Below are 15,531 nucleotides of genomic sequence, written 5' to 3'. Positions count from 1 at the left end.
TCCCCAACAACGCAACCGCCCGCCGTCCGCGCGGGTTGGGTCTATCTCGCCAGGCCGGTCTTCTGACTTGGCTTCATCCATCTGCCGCAGCCTTCCCGGCAAAAGCCAGTGGCATGATGAAGCGGCAGACGTCGGCCTTACAGCGTTGGGCACGTTCCGGCCTTGCACCGGATTCCCGATTCTCCCGCCTCGACGGCGAGCACCTGACGGCGCATCTATCTCAGGAAACCGGCGCGGCGGCAAGTGCAGGCGGAGCGAACCTGTAACCTCCGTCGCAGAGGGGTGTTTCACGGGCGGATTGGCAGCCGCCCCGAATGGCGATTTCAGCTCGCAAATTTTGCGTGACAATGGGCGACCGCGACGCTACATACGCGGGATGTCGACGACTTCAATCTACGCCTCGCGATTTTATTCGTACCGCTGCTCCCAGCGGATGCGGGCCCGTGCGTAACTGAATTCGACGCGACGACCACCCGAACAGCCGCTAGTCTACCTGGCGGCTTTTTTGTTCCGCACGGTATGACCAAACAGGAGCCATACAGTGCCCGATACCATCGATGATCTGCGTATTCTCGAGATCACCCCGCTGACCAAACCCGCCGATATCATAGCGGAAATTCCCCGAACTGCTTCAGTCAGCGAGACGGTGACCAGCAACCGCAATGCCATCCATCAGATTCTCGAGGGTGAAGACGATCGCCTGATCGTCGTCATCGGCCCCTGCTCCATCCACGATCCGGTTGCCGCACGCGAATATGCCGCGCGGTTGGCCGAGCAGCGACAGCGCTTCTCCAGCGACCTGGAAATCGTCATGCGCGTCTATTTCGAAAAGCCCCGCACCACAGTCGGCTGGAAGGGCTTGATGAACGACCCGCATCTCGACGGCAGCTACCGTATCGAGGAAGGGCTGAGAATTGCCAGACGCCTGCTGCTCGACGTCAATGCGATCGGGCTTCCCGCCGGCGTCGAATTCCTTGAGACGATCACGCCGCAATACATTGCCGACCTCGTCAGCTGGGGTGCGATTGGCGCGCGCACGACCGAGAGCCAGATCCATCGCCAGCTCGCCTCCGGCCTCTCCTGCCCGATCGGCTTCAAGAACGGCACCGACGGCGGCGCTCGCGTCGCGCTCGACGCGATCCTGGCAGCTTCACAACCGCATCACTTCCCGGCCGTCACCAAGGACGGACAGGCGGCAATCGCCTCGACGAAGGGCAATGAGGACTGCCACATCATCCTGCGCGGCGGCAAGCGGCCGAATTACCAGGCGGCCGATGTCGAAGCCGTCACAGCGGAATGCCTGAAACTCGGGGTCGCCCCGCGCATCATCATCGACGCCAGCCATGCCAACAGCAGCAAGGATCCGATGAACCAGCCGGGGGTGGCCAAGGACGTCGCCGGACAGATCGCCACGGGCAATCATCACATCAAGGGCATGATGATCGAAAGCAACCTCGTCGCCGGTCGCCAGGATCTCGTCCCCGGCAAGCCGCTGGTCTACGGCCAGTCCATCACCGATGGCTGCATCGGCTGGGATATATCGGTGGAAGTACTTGAGGATCTCGCCAAGGCTGTCCGCGACCGCCGCAAGGCCGCCGTTGCCGCTTAGGCGGCCGCATTCAACGCGGCGGGCAGACCCGCCGCCCATTCAAAAATGGCTTGTGGAGTCGGCGGCATCGATGCAATCGTACGCCGTATGACTGAATATTTTAAGGACAAGAAGCTTGATTGCCGCTCCTGCTCGCTTGCTTTTAGCCTGTTGTATAGCGTCAACCATGGGATTCAGTGCCGAGCTCGCCAAGGCTGACACAGCTGATAGCCCAAGCGTTTTTAAATTAGGTAGCTCGCTAGATGAGGCCAGGCGCATCTCAAGCGAGCGGGGTTGGAACGTAAGGGTGCTTTCACCTGAGCTGCCCGGTCAATGGTATGTTGATGGCGCAGAAGTTAGTCTTGTCGTTTGCGATAACAACCAAATCGTCGCGGTGACGAAAACACGAGATGGAGGCGTTGATGAGTTCGCCTCGATCGTGTTCTATTCGTTCACATCCAAGTATGGTCGACCGGAGACAACCGTAGTGGCATTTCAGTCGGGACCGACCACAGTTTCAAGTATCGATTCAAAATTTCCCCCTTCCGGGGGTGAGTCTGTTTCGGTGCAACTACAAAGCATCGGAGGGCACTCAAGAGTTACTGTGCACCGCGCTTCTGAAACATTGTGTCCGGCGGAAACAGCCCCCGCTAATCAGTGACTGCCCATCCCGCCATCATGAACTGGCGGTGCGCCCTCTCAAGATTTCGCCGGAAAATACCGTACATAGGCGAATTCCTCGCCATCAGGAGACCAGCAGGGCACGTTGATCGTGCCCTGCCCGCCGAACAGCTCGAACAGCGTCTTCAGATTGCCGCCGTCCATATCCATCAGCCGCAGCCGCACGTCGAGGTCTCGCGGATGGTCGAACACCGAAGGGTCGTAGGACAGGATCAGCACCTTGTCGTTTTTGGGCGAAGGATGGGGAAACCAGTTCCCCTGATTGTCCGACGTCACCTGCTCGAGGCGTGTGCCATCCGGATGGATGCGCCAGATCTGCATCAAACCGGTGCGGCTGGAATTGAAATAGATCCACTGCCCGTCGGCCGAATAATCCGGCCCGTCATTGCGGCCCTCGCCATGCGTCAGCCGCGTCTCGGCGCCGCCGTTAACGGAGATCGTATAGATGTCGAAGAGTTCGTCGCGGATGCCGCAATAAGCGAGCTGGCGGCCATCCGGCGACCAGCCATGCCAATAGGAGGGCTGGTTCTGCGTGACCAGCCGCGGCGTGCCGCCCTCGATCGGCAACACATAGATCGTCGACTTTCCGAATTCGGTCTTGTCCGAGATGACGATTTTGGTGCCGTCCGGCGAAATGCCGTGATCATTGTTGCAGTTGACGGCAAAGCCGGTATCGACCTGGGTGACGTCGCCACCATCGAGCGGCAGCCGGTAGAGCAGCCCGTCGCCGTTCAACAGCAGGTAGGCACCGTCAGGCGAGAAGTTCGGCGCCTCCACCAGCCTGTCGGTCTGCCAGACTTCGCGAGCCCTGCCCGTCCTGACATTGTAGATCTCGACCGAGCTGCGCATGCTGCCTCCCTGATGTCCCGATGGCGCTAGCAATCCCGATTGCGTCAGCGATCCCGGAATCGATTGGTGATCGGATAGCGCCGGTCGCGGCCGAAGTTCTTCTTGGTGATCTTCACGCCCGGCGCCGATTGCCGGCGCTTATATTCGGCGAGATAGAGCAGATGCTCGACCCGGTGAACGGTCGCCACGTCGTGGCCGCGCGCGACGATCTCCTCGACCGCCATTTCCTTCTCCACCAGGCACTCGAGAATATCGTCGAGAACGGGATAAGGCGGCAGTGAATCCTGATCCTTTTGATCGGGGCGCAGCTCGGCCGATGGCGCCTTGTCGATGATATTCTGCGGGATCACCTCACCCGACGGGCCCAGCGCAGTCGGCGGTACATTCTCATTGCGCCAGCGCGCCAGCGCATAGACTTGCATCTTGTAGAGGTCCTTGATCGGATTGAAGCCGCCGTTCATGTCGCCATACAACGTGGCGTAGCCGACCGACATTTCCGATTTGTTGCCCGTCGTCACCACCATCGCGCCGAACTTGTTGGAGATCGCCATCAGGATGACGCCGCGCGCGCGGCTCTGCAAGTTCTCCTCGGTAATACCGCTCTCCGTACCCTCGAAGAGGTTGGACAGCGCGCTGCTGAAGCCGGTTACCGGCTGTTCGATCGGCACGATGTCATAGCGGCAGCCGAGCGCCTTGGCGCAGTCGGCTGCATCCTTCAGCGAATCTTCCGAGGTGTAACGATAGGGCAGCATGACCGTTCGCACCCGCTCCTCTCCGAGGGCATCGACCGCGATCGCTGTGCAGATCGCCGAGTCGATGCCGCCGGAAAGGCCGAGAACGACGGTTTTGAAACCATTTTTGTTGACGTAGTCGCGGAAGCCGAGCAGGCAGGCGCGATAATCGGCCTCCTCGCCCTCGGGGATACGCGCCATCGGTCCTTCGGCGCAGTGCCAGCCCGCTTGCCCACGTTTCCATGTCGTCACTGCAAGCGCCGTCTCGAACTGGCTCATCTGGAAGGCGAGCGATTTGTCGGCGTTGAAGGCGAAGCTCGCCCCGTCGAACACGAGCTCGTCCTGCCCCCCGAGCTGGGCGGCATAGATCAGCGGCAGGCCGGTCTCGATCACCTGCTTCAGCACCACCTGGTGACGGATATCGACCTTGCCGCGATAATAGGGAGACCCGTTCGGCGACAGCAGGATCTCCGCCCCGCTTTCGGCCAGCGTCTCGCAAACGCCGAGATCACCCCAAATATCTTCGCAGATCGGAATGCCGAGCCGCACGCCGCGGAAATTCACCGGCCCCGGCATGGCCCCCTGCACGAAGACCCGCTTCTCGTCAAACTCGCCGTAATTCGGCAGATCAACCTTGTCGCGCACCGCGACGACCTTGCCGCCGTCGAGCACGGCGACGGAATTATAGCGCCCCCTCTCGTCCTGCCTGGGGAATCCGATGACGACGCCCGGTCCGCCATCGGCGGTGTCGGCCGCAAGACTTTCCACCGCCTTCCAGCAGGCACGGATGAAGGCCGGCTTCAGCACCAGGTCTTCCGGCGGATAGCCGGAGATGAAAAGCTCGGTCAACACGAGCAGATGCGCGCCCTCCCGACCTGCATCGGCGCGTGCTTCACGTGCTTTGGCAAGATTGCCGGCCACATCGCCGACCGTGGGATTGAGCTGGCCGATAGCGATGCGGAAGATATCGGAGAGAGCGTTTTCCTGTGTCATGTCATCTGTTTAGCCTGCGGCTCCCGCTACCGCAACACGTTCGCGGCCAAAGCGTTGCACCGAGCTCACGAATTTTTTGTGAACAGGCGCGCTGAAGGCTTACGGCACCGATGCATTGCAATTTACCGGCGGAGCGGAATACTGACGCACGAAAGCGGCAGCATTGATAACGGTCATCGGAAACAGGCCATGAATAACTTCTCGAACTTCGTGCACCATCATTTCGACAAACCGGCCGACGAACTCGGCGACACGGAAAAGCGCGTCCTGGCGAAAGCGCACGAGCGCAAGATCATCTCGACCGACGTCAACGCCGCTTTTTCGGCCGAGGCCTCGTTCGGAGAACGTATCGCCGACAGCATCGCCCGTGTCGGCGGGTCATGGTCGTTCATCCTCGGCTTCCTGGCCTTCCTCGTCGTCTGGACGATAATCAACACCATCGTTTTGGCGAGTGGCGCTTTCGATCCCTATCCCTTCGTCTTCCTGAACCTGATTCTGTCGATGCTCGCCGCCATCCAGGCACCGATCATCATGATGTCGCAGAACCGCCAAGCCGAGCGCGATCGCTTCGAGGCGGCCAAAGATTACGAAGTCAATCTCAAAGCCGAACTCGAAGTGCTCTCTCTGCACCAGAAGATCGACATGCGCGTCCTGACCGAACTGACGGCGCTGCGCGAAGACGTCGCTCGTCTCAGCGCCGCGCTCGCTGCCAAGACCTGACGCAGGGCATCCTCAAATCAACGGGATGGATACCTGTCATATTGCGGCAGGCCATCTGTTATCTCGTAGAAATCACCCTTGTCGGTGCAATAAATGTGATGGCTGAAGGCAAGGCCGCTCGGTTCGTCGAAGGCGCCTGCCAGGACCGAAACCTCCACCGCTTCATCCCCCTGCCAAAACAGAGCGGAGCCGCAATTGGCGCAGAAGCCGCGTTGCGCCTCACCGCTCGACCGTACCAACGAACCGCGCCGGGATCTTCCACCGAAAGCGCCACGCGCGGTACGTTGACCGCAGCATAATAGAGTCCCGTCTGCCGGCGGCATTGGGAACAGTGGCAACCGACGACAGGTCCGGGCTTTGCCCGAATTGAAAATCGCACGGCGCCGCAAAGACAGCCGCCTGTATGGTGTTCACTCATGATCGCTCTCCCCTCGCTCCTGGAGAAACTTGCGGCCACAAAACCTTGTCGTCAAATCCATTCCCCTGAACGAACGATCAGAAATCTTGAAGCATTCACTGGTCGCTGGCGGTCCTCGGATGTTGCCCGTTGACCACACCCGCCGATCTCCTCTCATCACCGAGTTGAACCGCACCCTGTTCTCGGTGATACTAGTGGCTCATTTTATTCAACCGCCGGGAGACTGACATGAGAGCGACCCTGTCCAGACAGAAAGGAAACATCGCCCACAAGGACATTTTGCTTCATGCACACGCCATTCTCTCGCGCGAGGAAAAGCTCGCGACTCCATAACCTCTTCCTGAACTTCTTCCGCGACTATTCGAACGCCGCTGAACGCCAGCGGCGCTGGTCGCGCATGCGCAAGTTCATCTGCTATTACCGCCCGCATCTACCTTTGCTGCTGGCGGATCTGCTTTGCGCCATCCTCGTGGCCGGCACCGCCGTGGCGTTGCCCCTCTGCGCCAACATCGTCACAAGCCGGCTTCTGGCTCTGCCGGATGCCCCCGAAGCCTTTGCGCAGATCCTTGCCATGGGCGGTGTGATGCTGGCCGTTCTGGCGGTCCAGATAGCGGCGATCTTCTTTGTCGATTATCGCGGTCATGTCATGGGCGCCCGCATCGAAGCGACGGTGCGGCAGGAACTCTTCGAGCATTGCCAGAACCTGTCCTTCAGCTTCTACGATCGCCAACGCACCGGGCAATTGATGAGCCGCATCACCAACGATTCCCTCTGGCTGGGCGAGCTCTTTCACCACGGCCCCGAGGATCTCTCCATTGCCGTTCTGAAATATGGGGGCGCCATGCTGGTCCTGTTCTTCATCGACCCGCTGCTGGCGACCCTCATTCTGCTGCTCACTCCGGTGGCGGTGGCCTATGCACTCTATTTCAACCGGCGCATGAACCATGCGCTCGAAGCCAGCAAGCGGCAGATCGCCGCCGTCAACGAGCGTGTCGAGGATGCGCTGGCGGGTATCCGTGTCGTCCAGTCCTTCGCCAACGAGGCGCTGGAAAGGCAGCGTTTCGCGGCGCAGAACCAGCGTTTCCTGCAAAGCCGCGCCGACGGCTACCGCAGCGAGGCCTGGTTTTCGGTCGGCACCGAAACCTTCGCCCAGGTCGTCACCATATTGGTGATCATCGCAGGAGGCCTGCGCATCCTAACGGCGGACCTGACCGTCCCGGATATGCTGACCTTCCTGCTCTGCGTCGGCGTGCTGGTCGATCCGGTGCAGCGGCTCGCGAACTTCGTGCGCCTCTGGCAGGAGGGATATACCGGCTTCATCAGGGCCATGGAAATCCTCGAGATCGATCCCGATATCACCGATCGGCCGAACGCGCGTCCGATGCCGGCGCCGAGAGGCGAGATCAGTTTTTCCGACGTCGCCTTCGGCTACGAAGCCGATGGTCCCAGGGTGCTGGAGCGGCTTTCTCTCACCATTGCCCCAGGGGAATTCGTGGCCCTGGTCGGCCCTTCGGGAGTGGGCAAGAGTACGCTTTGCGCGCTGATACCACGCTTCTACGACGTCGAGGCGGGCGCAATCCGCATCGACGGAAGCGATATCCGCGATGTCACGCTGGCCTCACTGCGGCGCCATGTCGGGGTGGTGCAGCAGGATGTCTATCTCTTTGCCGGCACTGTTGCGGAAAACCTGCGCTACGGCAGGCCGGATGCGACCGATGCCGATCTCGAAGCGGCGGCCCGGGCCGCCAATGCGCATGATTTCATCATGGCCCTGCCCAATGGCTATGACACCGATATCGGCCAGCGCGGCGTCAAACTCTCCGGCGGCCAGCGCCAACGCATCACCATCGCCCGCGCTTTCCTGAAAGATCCGGAAATCCTGATCTTCGACGAAGCGACCAGCGCGCTCGACAACGAGAGTGAACGGGCGGTGCAGCAGGCGCTGCTGACCTTGGCGAACGGCCGCACCACGCTGGTCATCGCCCACCGCCTGTCGACCGTCCGCCATGCCGACCGCATCCTGGTCCTGACGGGCGATGGCATCGTCGAACAGGGAACACATGACGCACTCATGGCGCAAGGCGGCGTCTACGCCAATCTACACAGCGTCCAGGCCAGCATCTGAAAAGCAAAAAACCCGGCGTCACGCCGGGTTTTTTTCATCAGTTTCGAGCTGTTCTCAGCCGTTGGCGACCATGCGCTTCTCGTCGCGGCCGCCCTTCATGCGCTCGGCAAGCAGGAAGGCGAGTTCGAGCGCCTGGTCGGAGTTGAGGCGCGGATCGCAGTGCGTGTGGTAGCGGTCCTGCAGGTCGTCGGCGGTGACGGCGCGGGCGCCGCCGGTGCACTCCGTCACATCCTTGCCGGTCATCTCGACATGGATGCCGCCAGGATGCGTGCCTTCGGCGCGGTGGATCTGGAAGAAGCTTTCGACTTCCGACAGGATCCGTTCGAAGGGACGGGTCTTGTAGTTGTTGAGCGTGATCGTATTGCCGTGCATCGGATCGCAGGACCAGACGACCTTGCGGCCTTCACGCTCGACAGCGCGGATGAGGCGCGGCAGGTTCTCGGCGACTTTTTCATGACCGAAGCGGCAGATCAGCGTCAGGCGCCCGGCTTCGTTGCCCGGATTCAGGATGTCGATCAGCTGCAGCAGATCGTCGGCCTGCAGCGACGGGCCGCATTTCAAGCCGATCGGGTTCTTGATGCCGCGGCAATATTCGACATGCGCATAGTCGGCCTGGCGGGTGCGGTCGCCGATCCAGATCATGTGGCCTGACGTAGCATACCAGTCGCCGGAGGTGGAATCGATGCGTGTCAACGCCTCCTCGTAGCCGAGCAGCAGCGCCTCGTGGCTGGTGAAGAAATCGGTTTCGCGCAGGCTCGGGTGGTTTTCCGAGGTGATCCCGATCGCCTTCATGAAATCCATGGTCTCGCTGATACGGTCGGCCAGCTTGCGGTAGCGCTCGCCCTGCGGGCTGTCCTTGACGAAGCCGAGCATCCACTGATGCACGTTTTCGAGGTTGGCGTAGCCGCCCATCGCAAAGGCGCGCAGAAGGTTCAGCGTCGCGGCCGACTGGCGATAGGCCATGGCTTGGCGTTCCGGGTTCGGAATGCGCGACTCCTCGGTGAATTCGATGCCGTTGATGATGTCGCCGCGATAGGCGGGCAGTGTCACGTCGCCCTGCTTCTCGACATTGGACGAGCGCGGCTTGGCGAACTGGCCGGCGATGCGGCCGACCTTGACGACCGGCAGCTGCGCGCCGAAGGTCAGCACGACGGCCATCTGCAGGAAGGCGCGGAAGAAATCGCGGATGTTGTCGGCGCCGTGTTCGGCGAAGCTCTCGGCGCAGTCGCCGCCCTGCAACAGAAAACCGTTGCCCTCAGCGACATTGGCGAGATGCTTCTTCAGGCGGCGCGCTTCGCCTGCGAAGACGAGCGGCGGATAGCTTGCGAGAGTGGCCTCTGTTGCCGCCAAAGCGGCTGCATCGGGATATTCGGGAACCTGCAGGATCGGTTTCTGCCGCCAGCTGCTCGGAGTCCAGTTCTCTGCCATTTTACCAACCTCACTCACATCCATTCCTCGGATGCCCTGTCTTAATATCCGGCGGCTTATAGACCTTTAGATCAAGCTTGCAAAGGCCAATCACCGGAAGCTTTAAACCAGCATATACCATGTCGATTTCCCCATATTTCAGACTTTGCATGTAGAAGCTGAAGGAGTTTCAACTCGAGGACATGTCATGGCGATCCTTCCGCCCGGCTTCATATTGGACCGCTCGGGCAATTTCGGCATCATGACGGCATTGCTGATGGTGCCGCTCGTGGGTGCGGCCGGCATGGCGGTGGATGTGGCCCACGCACTGAGCCTGAGAACGCAGCTCTACGCCGCCGCCGATGCTGCGGCCGTCGGTTCGATCGCCGAAAAATCCGGCGCGGTCGCCGCCGCAATGACAATGAACGGCAACGGCACGGTCTCGCTTGGCAAGACCGACGCCCGCAACATCTTCATCTCTCAAACGTCGGGTGAGCTGACCGACATTCAAATCGATCTCGGCATCGACGTCACCAAAACCGCCAATAAGCTGAACTCGCAGGTTTCCTTCACCGCGACCGTGCCGACGACCTTCATGCGCATTTTTGGCCGGGATTCGATCGCCATCTCCGGCACGGCGACAGCCGAATACCAGACTGCCGCCTTCATGGATTTCTACATCCTGCTCGACAACACGCCTTCCATGGGCGTCGGCGCGACCGCAACCGACGTTTCAAAGCTGCAAGCCAAGACCGGCTGCGCTTTCGCCTGTCACCAGATGGACCAGAGCACCAACAACTACACCATAGCCAAGAGCCTCGGCGTCACCATGCGCATCGACGTGGTTCGCCAGGCCACCCAGGCGCTGACCGATACGGCCAAGGCCGAGCGCGTCAGCAGCGATCAGTTTCGAATGGGTGTCTACACTTTCGGCACCAAGGCCGAGGACGCGAAGCTGACGACGATTTCCGGCCTCACCTCCGACCTGACAAAGGTCAAGAATTATACCGACGCGGTCGACCTGATGACAATTCCTTACCAGAATTACAACAGTGACCAGCTCACGAGCTTCGACAGCGCGATGACGCAGATCAACACGATCATCGACCCCGCGGGCGACGGAACCTCGAATATCAGCCCCGAAAAAATCCTGTTTTTCGTCGCCGACGGCGTCGGCGACAGCTACAAGCCCTCGACATGTACCAAGAAGACGACCGGCGGTCGCTGCCAGGAGCCGATCGACACGTCTTTCTGCAAGCCGCTGAAGGACCGCGGCGTCAAGATCGCCGTGCTCTATACCACTTACCTGCCGCTGCCCAGCAACAACTGGTACAACACCTGGATCAAGCCCTTCCAGAGCGAGATACCGACGAAAATGCAGGCCTGCGCCTCGCCCGGCCTTTATTTCGAAGTCACGCCGACCGACGGCATCGCCGACGCGATGAAAGCGCTTTTCCTCAAAGTCATCCGCGCGCCGCGCATCACCAGTTAACAGTGCTCAGAGGCGCTGCCCATCACGGATGCGGTAGCTCGGCGCATACATGGTGACGAGCTCTTCGGCCGCGGTCGGGTGCAGCGCCATCGTCCGGTCGAAATCGTCCTTGGTGCAGCCGGCCTTGAGCGTGACGCCGAGCAGCTGCGCCATCTCGCCGGCATCGTGCCCGAGAATATGAGCCCCCACCACCTTGCGGCTCGCCGCATCGACGATCAGCTTCATGATCATCCGCTCGGACCGGCCGGAAAGCGTCGCCTTCAGCGGCCGGAACTGGGCCCGGTAGACTTCGAGCTCGCCATAACGCTTGCCCGCCTCCTCTTCCGACAGGCCGACGGTGCCGATCTCGGGCTGTGAGAAGACGGCGGTGGGGATCAGGTCATGGTCCGGCCGGGCCGGATTGTTCTTGTACTCGGTCTCGATGAAGCACATCGCCTCGTGAATCGCCACCGGCGTCAGCTGTACCCGATTGGTGACATCACCGAGAGCATAGATATTTTCGACGTTTGTACGGGAATAATCATCGACTATGATGGCGCCGCGCTCGTCGATGGCGACGCCGGCTGCCTCGAGGCCGAGGCCTTCCGTATTCGGATCGCGCCCGAGCGCAAGCATCACGACATCGGCCTGCAGCGTGCCGCTGTTCAGCGTCTCCAGCACCAGCCCATCGTCAGTCTTCGAAACCTGCTGCAGCGTGTCATGACAGAGGATACGGATGCCCTTGGCGACCATCGCCTCGTGCAGCCCCCGCCTTAGATCCTCGTCGAAGCGGGACAGGATCTCGGCGCCGCGATAGATCAGCGTCGTCGCCACGCCGAGGCCATGGAAGATATTGGCGAATTCGACGGCGATGTAACCGCCGCCTGCGATCACGATCGATTTCGGCAGTTCCTCGAGATGAAAGGCGTCGTTGGAAGAAATGCAAAGCTCGTGTCCGGGAAGCGCGACATGCGGGTTCGGGCGTCCGCCGGTGGCGATCACGATCGTCCTAGCCGTCACCGTCTGCCCTGTTTTCATGAGCCGCACCGTATGGGCATCGACGAGTTCAGCACGCGTTTCCAGGATCTCGGCATTGGCGCCGGCGAGCCCCTTCTTGTAGAGGCCTTCCAGCCGCGCGATCTCCGCATCCTTGGCAGCCACCAGCTTATTCCAGTCGAAGCTGCTTCGGCCGACCGTCCAGCCGAAACCCGCCGCATCCTCGAAGTGCTCGTGGAATTGCGAAGCATAGACGAAGAGTTTCTTCGGCACGCAGCCGCGGATGACGCATGTTCCGCCGTAGCGATATTCCTCGGCGATCGCCACCTTCTTGCCGAGCGAGGCGGCGACGCGCGCAGCGCGCACGCCTCCGGAACCACCGCCGATGACGAAAAGGTCGTAATCATAGGAAGACATGAGAAGCTCCGGAAGGGGAATCGCAGGAAGGACGTTCCTGATATAGGGGCGATCATCATGAAAACAAAAGCCCTGCTCCTGCGTCTTCCCGTACTCCATTGCCGAATCTTGATCGGAAGTCGCCTCGGTCACCGTTTACGGTTGACCCTGTCGGCAGAGGCTGGCAGGCAATGCACGAGACTGAAAGGATGCCGGAGCAAAAGATGGATCAAACTCTCTTCGCCAACCTGTGCAGGGCCGGCAAGTTCAAGGAAGCGCTCAACCTCGCCATCCAGGGCCACGAGGGCGAGAAATTCACACCAAGCCGCTTTGCCATGGACAAGAAAACAGGGCTGCCGATCTTCTACCGCGGCAACAAGCGCGTAGAGCCGGATGAGACTGGCGTATGGCAGTTGGCCAAGAGTTCGAAGGACTGGGGCTGACCGCCCATGCCGTGTTTTCTCTCTCGAGGATTTGCCGCTCTCAGCCGGTAATGTGGAAATCCCTCGGCATATTCTCGAGCTGAGCCGCTTCCGTCTCGACGCTTGAGACCGATGCCCCTGCAGGTCCGCGCCTCAAACTCTCGATCATTGTCGAAATCGCGCTATCCGCTCCAGCGATCAAGGCGGACACGGATCCGTCCGCCTCGTTGCGCACCCAACCCGTTACGCCGAGCCGCAGCGCCTCATCGCGTGTCCACATGCGAAAACCGACACCTTGGACCCTGCCCGATATTCGCACTCGCACCGCCTCGTCATGATCGGACATATCGCCTCACCAAAACCTAGCCGCTATTGCCGGGTCCATCATAACAAAAAAGCCCGGACGATGCCGGGCTTTTGCAAATCTGCGGAGGCAGCCCTTACTTCTGGGCAGCCGGGGCCGGCGCTGGAGCGGGTGCCGGAGCCACTGGGCTCTCGGTTGCCGGCGGCGGCGCCTTGATGACCTTGGACAGTTCGGCATTGCTCTGCTTTTCCAGGTCTCGCGAAATGCCTTGCGCCCAGATGTCGGCAGCCTTGGCCGTTTCGCGGGAGGCGACCGGACCGTCGCGCAGCAGCTTCTTGCCGACGTCCGAATTATAGAAATCCGCAATCGCCTTCAGCTCGTCGACCGTGAAAGCCTTGGCATAGGTGAGCGCCGCCTCCTTTTCGAGATCCCCGCGGCGCGGCGCCAGCTTCAGCGCCTGCGCGTCGACCGTCGATGAAATGATGTCCTGATAATTCGGCGAATCCTGGATCAGGCCGGCCTTCAGGCGCTCAGCGAGGCCGGGCAGGATATTGTCGAACTGGGCAGTGGCGCCGATGGCGTCGATCGCGGCACGAGACGCCTTGAGCTGCTCCTCGGAGACCTCCTGCGCCTTGACGGCGGAGCCGAAGGCAAGCCCGGAGAGAACGAGGGTCGCAGCGGCGAGACGGCCAAGACCTGCAATGTTCATCATGAGTGTATGCTCCTGTTATCTGTTTGCCTGCAGCGTGCGCGCACCCGCAGAACCGGCGATGATCGCAAGTGCCGCCATATTGATAAAGAGTCCGTGTTCAACGACGCCGGGTATGGAATTCAGCTCGCTCGAAAGCGCCTCTGCATCAGGAATGCGGCCAAAAGATGCATCGATGATGTGATGGCCGCCGTCCGTGGTAAACTCTCCGTCACCGGACTGGCGCAGGTTGAGTTCGCCGGAAAGGCCGAGCCGGGCGGCAACTTTTTCGATGGCGATCCGCGTCGAGACGAGACCGAACGGATTGACCTCGATCGGCAGCGCGAAAGCGCCGAGTGTTTCGACCAGCTTGCTCTCGTCGGCGATGACGATCATCCTCTGCGACGCGGCAGCGACGATCTTTTCGCGCAGCAGCGCGCCGCCCCCACCCTTGATCAGCCTGAGCGCCGGATCGACCTCGTCGGCGCCATCAACCGTCAGATCGAGCGCCGGCAGCTCGTCAAGCGATTTCAGCGGAACACCGAGCTCGACACAGAGCCGCGCCGTTCGTTCGGATGTCGGAACACCTTCGACCTGGAAGCCGCCCGCGACCTTCTCCGCCAGCAGGCGAACGAATTCTTCCGCTGTACTCCCAGTTCCGATACCGAGACGCATCCCGCTTTCGACATGGGCGAGCGCGGCCTCGGCGGCCTTGATCTTCATTTCGCGCGCATCCATGCGCCGCCAGCTCCGAATTATTGCGTTGGATGTGCTGTTTACACGGCTCGCCTGGCAAACGAAAGTCAAAATCATCACGGAAAATGAAAAGCCGAAACAAACGCCTGCGGCCTCCCGGTAATCCTCAGGCCGTTGCTTTCCGTCCCGCGATCGCCTACCTCAGGAAGGATATCGTCATTCCGGGAGTGACGCGTCTTTCCCAGGAATGATGCGTCGTTCCATCGACGCCGCTCGCAAGACGCCCATCGCACAAAGAGGCAAATCCTTGACCCCTGCCCCCGCCCCGCTCGTCGTCTTCGATCTCGACGGCACCCTTCTCGACACCCATGCCGATCTCGTCGAAAGCCTGAATCATACGATCGCAGCCCTCGGCCTCGAACCGGTCAGTTATGACGACCTCACCCATCTCGTCGGCCAGGGGGCGCGGGTGATGATCGAGCGCGCCTGCCGGCTGCGCGGCCATTCGCTCGCGGAAGACGGCCTGCCGCTACTGGTGGAACGCTTCGTCGCCCATTATGCAGGCAATATGCCCGGCCATACTGAACCCTATCCCGGTCTGGTCGCCGCGATGAACCGCCTGAAATCCGCCGGCTATCGCCTCGCCGTCTGCACCAATAAGATGGAGAGCCTCGCGCTCGGTCTGCTCGACAAGCTCGAACTCGCCCACTATTTCGAAGCCGTCACCGGCGGCGACACCTTCCAATATCGCAAACCCGACGCCCGTCACCTCACCGGCACCATCGAGCGCGCCGGCGGCGATATTTCCCGAACCGTGATGATCGGCGACAGCATCAACGATATCGCCGTGGCCAGGAACGCCGCCGTGCCGTCGATTGCAGTGCCTTTCGGCTACTCGGATGTGCCGGTTTCAAGCCTCGATCCGGATGTCATCATCACCCATTACGATGAACTAACGCCGGAATTGGTGGAAGGTTTGCTGAAGGGTTCTGCGGCCAAGGTTGCTGTCTGAGGAGTGGCCACTTCGCCGATGCTCCTGCAGTTGC

Annotated in this window: 13 protein-coding genes, 1 pseudogene and 1 riboswitch; of the genes and pseudogenes, 6 read left to right on the top strand and 8 right to left on the bottom strand. The window is 60.9% G+C overall.

From position 1 onward, the window contains the following. Window positions 1-34: 34 nt before the first annotated feature. Window positions 35-222, bottom strand: a riboswitch (cobalamin riboswitch). Window positions 223-541: 319 nt separating this feature from the next. Continuing rightward, window positions 542-1,609 (top strand): 3-deoxy-7-phosphoheptulonate synthase, encoded by a 1,068-nt coding sequence (locus QWJ46_RS13315; protein WP_302751538.1) that lies wholly within the window; start codon window positions 542-544, stop codon window positions 1,607-1,609. A 678-nt stretch (window positions 1,610-2,287) separates the two neighbouring features. Here QWJ46_RS13315 and QWJ46_RS13310 read toward each other — a convergent pair. Both QWJ46_RS13310 and QWJ46_RS13305 read right to left on the bottom strand, forming a co-directional pair. Then, window positions 2,288-3,118 carry a PD40 domain-containing protein gene (locus QWJ46_RS13310; protein WP_184459729.1) on the bottom strand — a complete coding sequence of 277 codons (831 nt, stop codon included), beginning with the start codon at window positions 3,116-3,118 and terminating at the stop codon, window positions 2,288-2,290. Between the two features lie 44 nt (window positions 3,119-3,162). Continuing rightward, window positions 3,163-4,842 (bottom strand): NAD+ synthase, encoded by a 1,680-nt coding sequence (locus tag QWJ46_RS13305; RefSeq protein WP_302751537.1) that lies wholly within the window; start codon window positions 4,840-4,842, stop codon window positions 3,163-3,165. Window positions 4,843-5,031: 189 nt separating this feature from the next. Here QWJ46_RS13305 and QWJ46_RS13300 point away from each other — a divergent pair, with 189 nt between their 5' ends. Beyond that, window positions 5,032-5,562 (top strand): DUF1003 domain-containing protein, encoded by a 531-nt coding sequence (locus QWJ46_RS13300; protein ID WP_064810513.1) that lies wholly within the window; start codon window positions 5,032-5,034, stop codon window positions 5,560-5,562. A 17-nt stretch (window positions 5,563-5,579) separates the two neighbouring features. Here QWJ46_RS13300 and QWJ46_RS13295 read toward each other — a convergent pair. Further along, window positions 5,580-5,980, bottom strand: a pseudogene (locus QWJ46_RS13295) (GFA family protein). A gap of 286 nt (window positions 5,981-6,266) precedes the next feature. On the opposite strand from QWJ46_RS13295, the gene QWJ46_RS13290 reads away from it, so the two are divergent. Then, a complete protein-coding gene (locus QWJ46_RS13290; protein WP_302751536.1) occupies window positions 6,267-8,105 on the top strand; it encodes an ABC transporter ATP-binding protein in 1,839 nt (612 codons plus the stop codon). A 54-nt stretch (window positions 8,106-8,159) separates the two neighbouring features. Here QWJ46_RS13290 and QWJ46_RS13285 read toward each other — a convergent pair whose 3' ends face one another. Beyond that, on the bottom strand, window positions 8,160-9,533 hold the full coding sequence (locus tag QWJ46_RS13285; RefSeq protein ID WP_302751535.1) for a class II 3-deoxy-7-phosphoheptulonate synthase: 1,374 nt from the start codon (window positions 9,531-9,533) through the stop codon (window positions 8,160-8,162). Window positions 9,534-9,720: 187 nt separating this feature from the next. Here QWJ46_RS13285 and QWJ46_RS13280 point away from each other — a divergent pair, with 187 nt between their 5' ends. Next, a complete protein-coding gene (locus QWJ46_RS13280; protein ID WP_302751533.1) occupies window positions 9,721-11,004 on the top strand; it encodes a pilus assembly protein TadG-related protein in 1,284 nt (427 codons plus the stop codon). Between the two features lie 6 nt (window positions 11,005-11,010). On the opposite strand, the gene gor is transcribed toward QWJ46_RS13280, so the two are convergent. Continuing rightward, the gene (gor, locus tag QWJ46_RS13275; RefSeq protein WP_302751531.1) at window positions 11,011-12,396 is read right to left on the bottom strand and encodes a glutathione-disulfide reductase; all 1,386 of its coding nucleotides are present in this window, start codon (window positions 12,394-12,396) and stop codon (window positions 11,011-11,013) included. A gap of 188 nt (window positions 12,397-12,584) precedes the next feature. Here gor and QWJ46_RS13270 point away from each other — a divergent pair, with 188 nt between their 5' ends. After that, window positions 12,585-12,818, top strand: a complete 234-nt coding sequence (locus QWJ46_RS13270) for a hypothetical protein (protein WP_020921455.1) — start codon at window positions 12,585-12,587, stop codon at window positions 12,816-12,818. A 40-nt stretch (window positions 12,819-12,858) separates the two neighbouring features. On the opposite strand, the gene QWJ46_RS13265 is transcribed toward QWJ46_RS13270, so the two are convergent. The 3 genes from QWJ46_RS13265 to rpiA all read right to left on the bottom strand — a co-directional run bounded on the left by QWJ46_RS13265 (window position 12,859) and on the right by rpiA (window position 14,527). After that, window positions 12,859-13,143: an acylphosphatase gene (locus QWJ46_RS13265; RefSeq protein WP_184459722.1), complete on the bottom strand. Its 285-nt coding sequence runs from the start codon at window positions 13,141-13,143 to the stop codon at window positions 12,859-12,861. A gap of 94 nt (window positions 13,144-13,237) precedes the next feature. Continuing rightward, on the bottom strand, window positions 13,238-13,813 hold the full coding sequence (locus QWJ46_RS13260) for a DUF2059 domain-containing protein (protein WP_302751529.1): 576 nt from the start codon (window positions 13,811-13,813) through the stop codon (window positions 13,238-13,240). A gap of 15 nt (window positions 13,814-13,828) precedes the next feature. Further along, the gene (gene rpiA / locus QWJ46_RS13255) at window positions 13,829-14,527 is read right to left on the bottom strand and encodes a ribose-5-phosphate isomerase RpiA (protein ID WP_184459720.1); all 699 of its coding nucleotides are present in this window, start codon (window positions 14,525-14,527) and stop codon (window positions 13,829-13,831) included. A gap of 265 nt (window positions 14,528-14,792) precedes the next feature. Here rpiA and QWJ46_RS13250 point away from each other — a divergent pair, with 265 nt between their 5' ends. Then, entirely contained in the window at window positions 14,793-15,497 is a 705-nt protein-coding gene (locus tag QWJ46_RS13250) for an HAD family hydrolase (protein ID WP_302751528.1), read from the top strand. The last annotated feature ends 34 nt before the right edge of the window (window positions 15,498-15,531 follow it).

This window comes from Rhizobium sp. CBN3 (genome assembly GCF_030518245.1).
Classification (GTDB): domain Bacteria; phylum Pseudomonadota; class Alphaproteobacteria; order Rhizobiales; family Rhizobiaceae; genus Rhizobium; species Rhizobium aethiopicum_A.
Note: the sequence above shows the minus strand (reverse complement) of the source record. Positions and strands in the feature narration are given on the sequence as shown.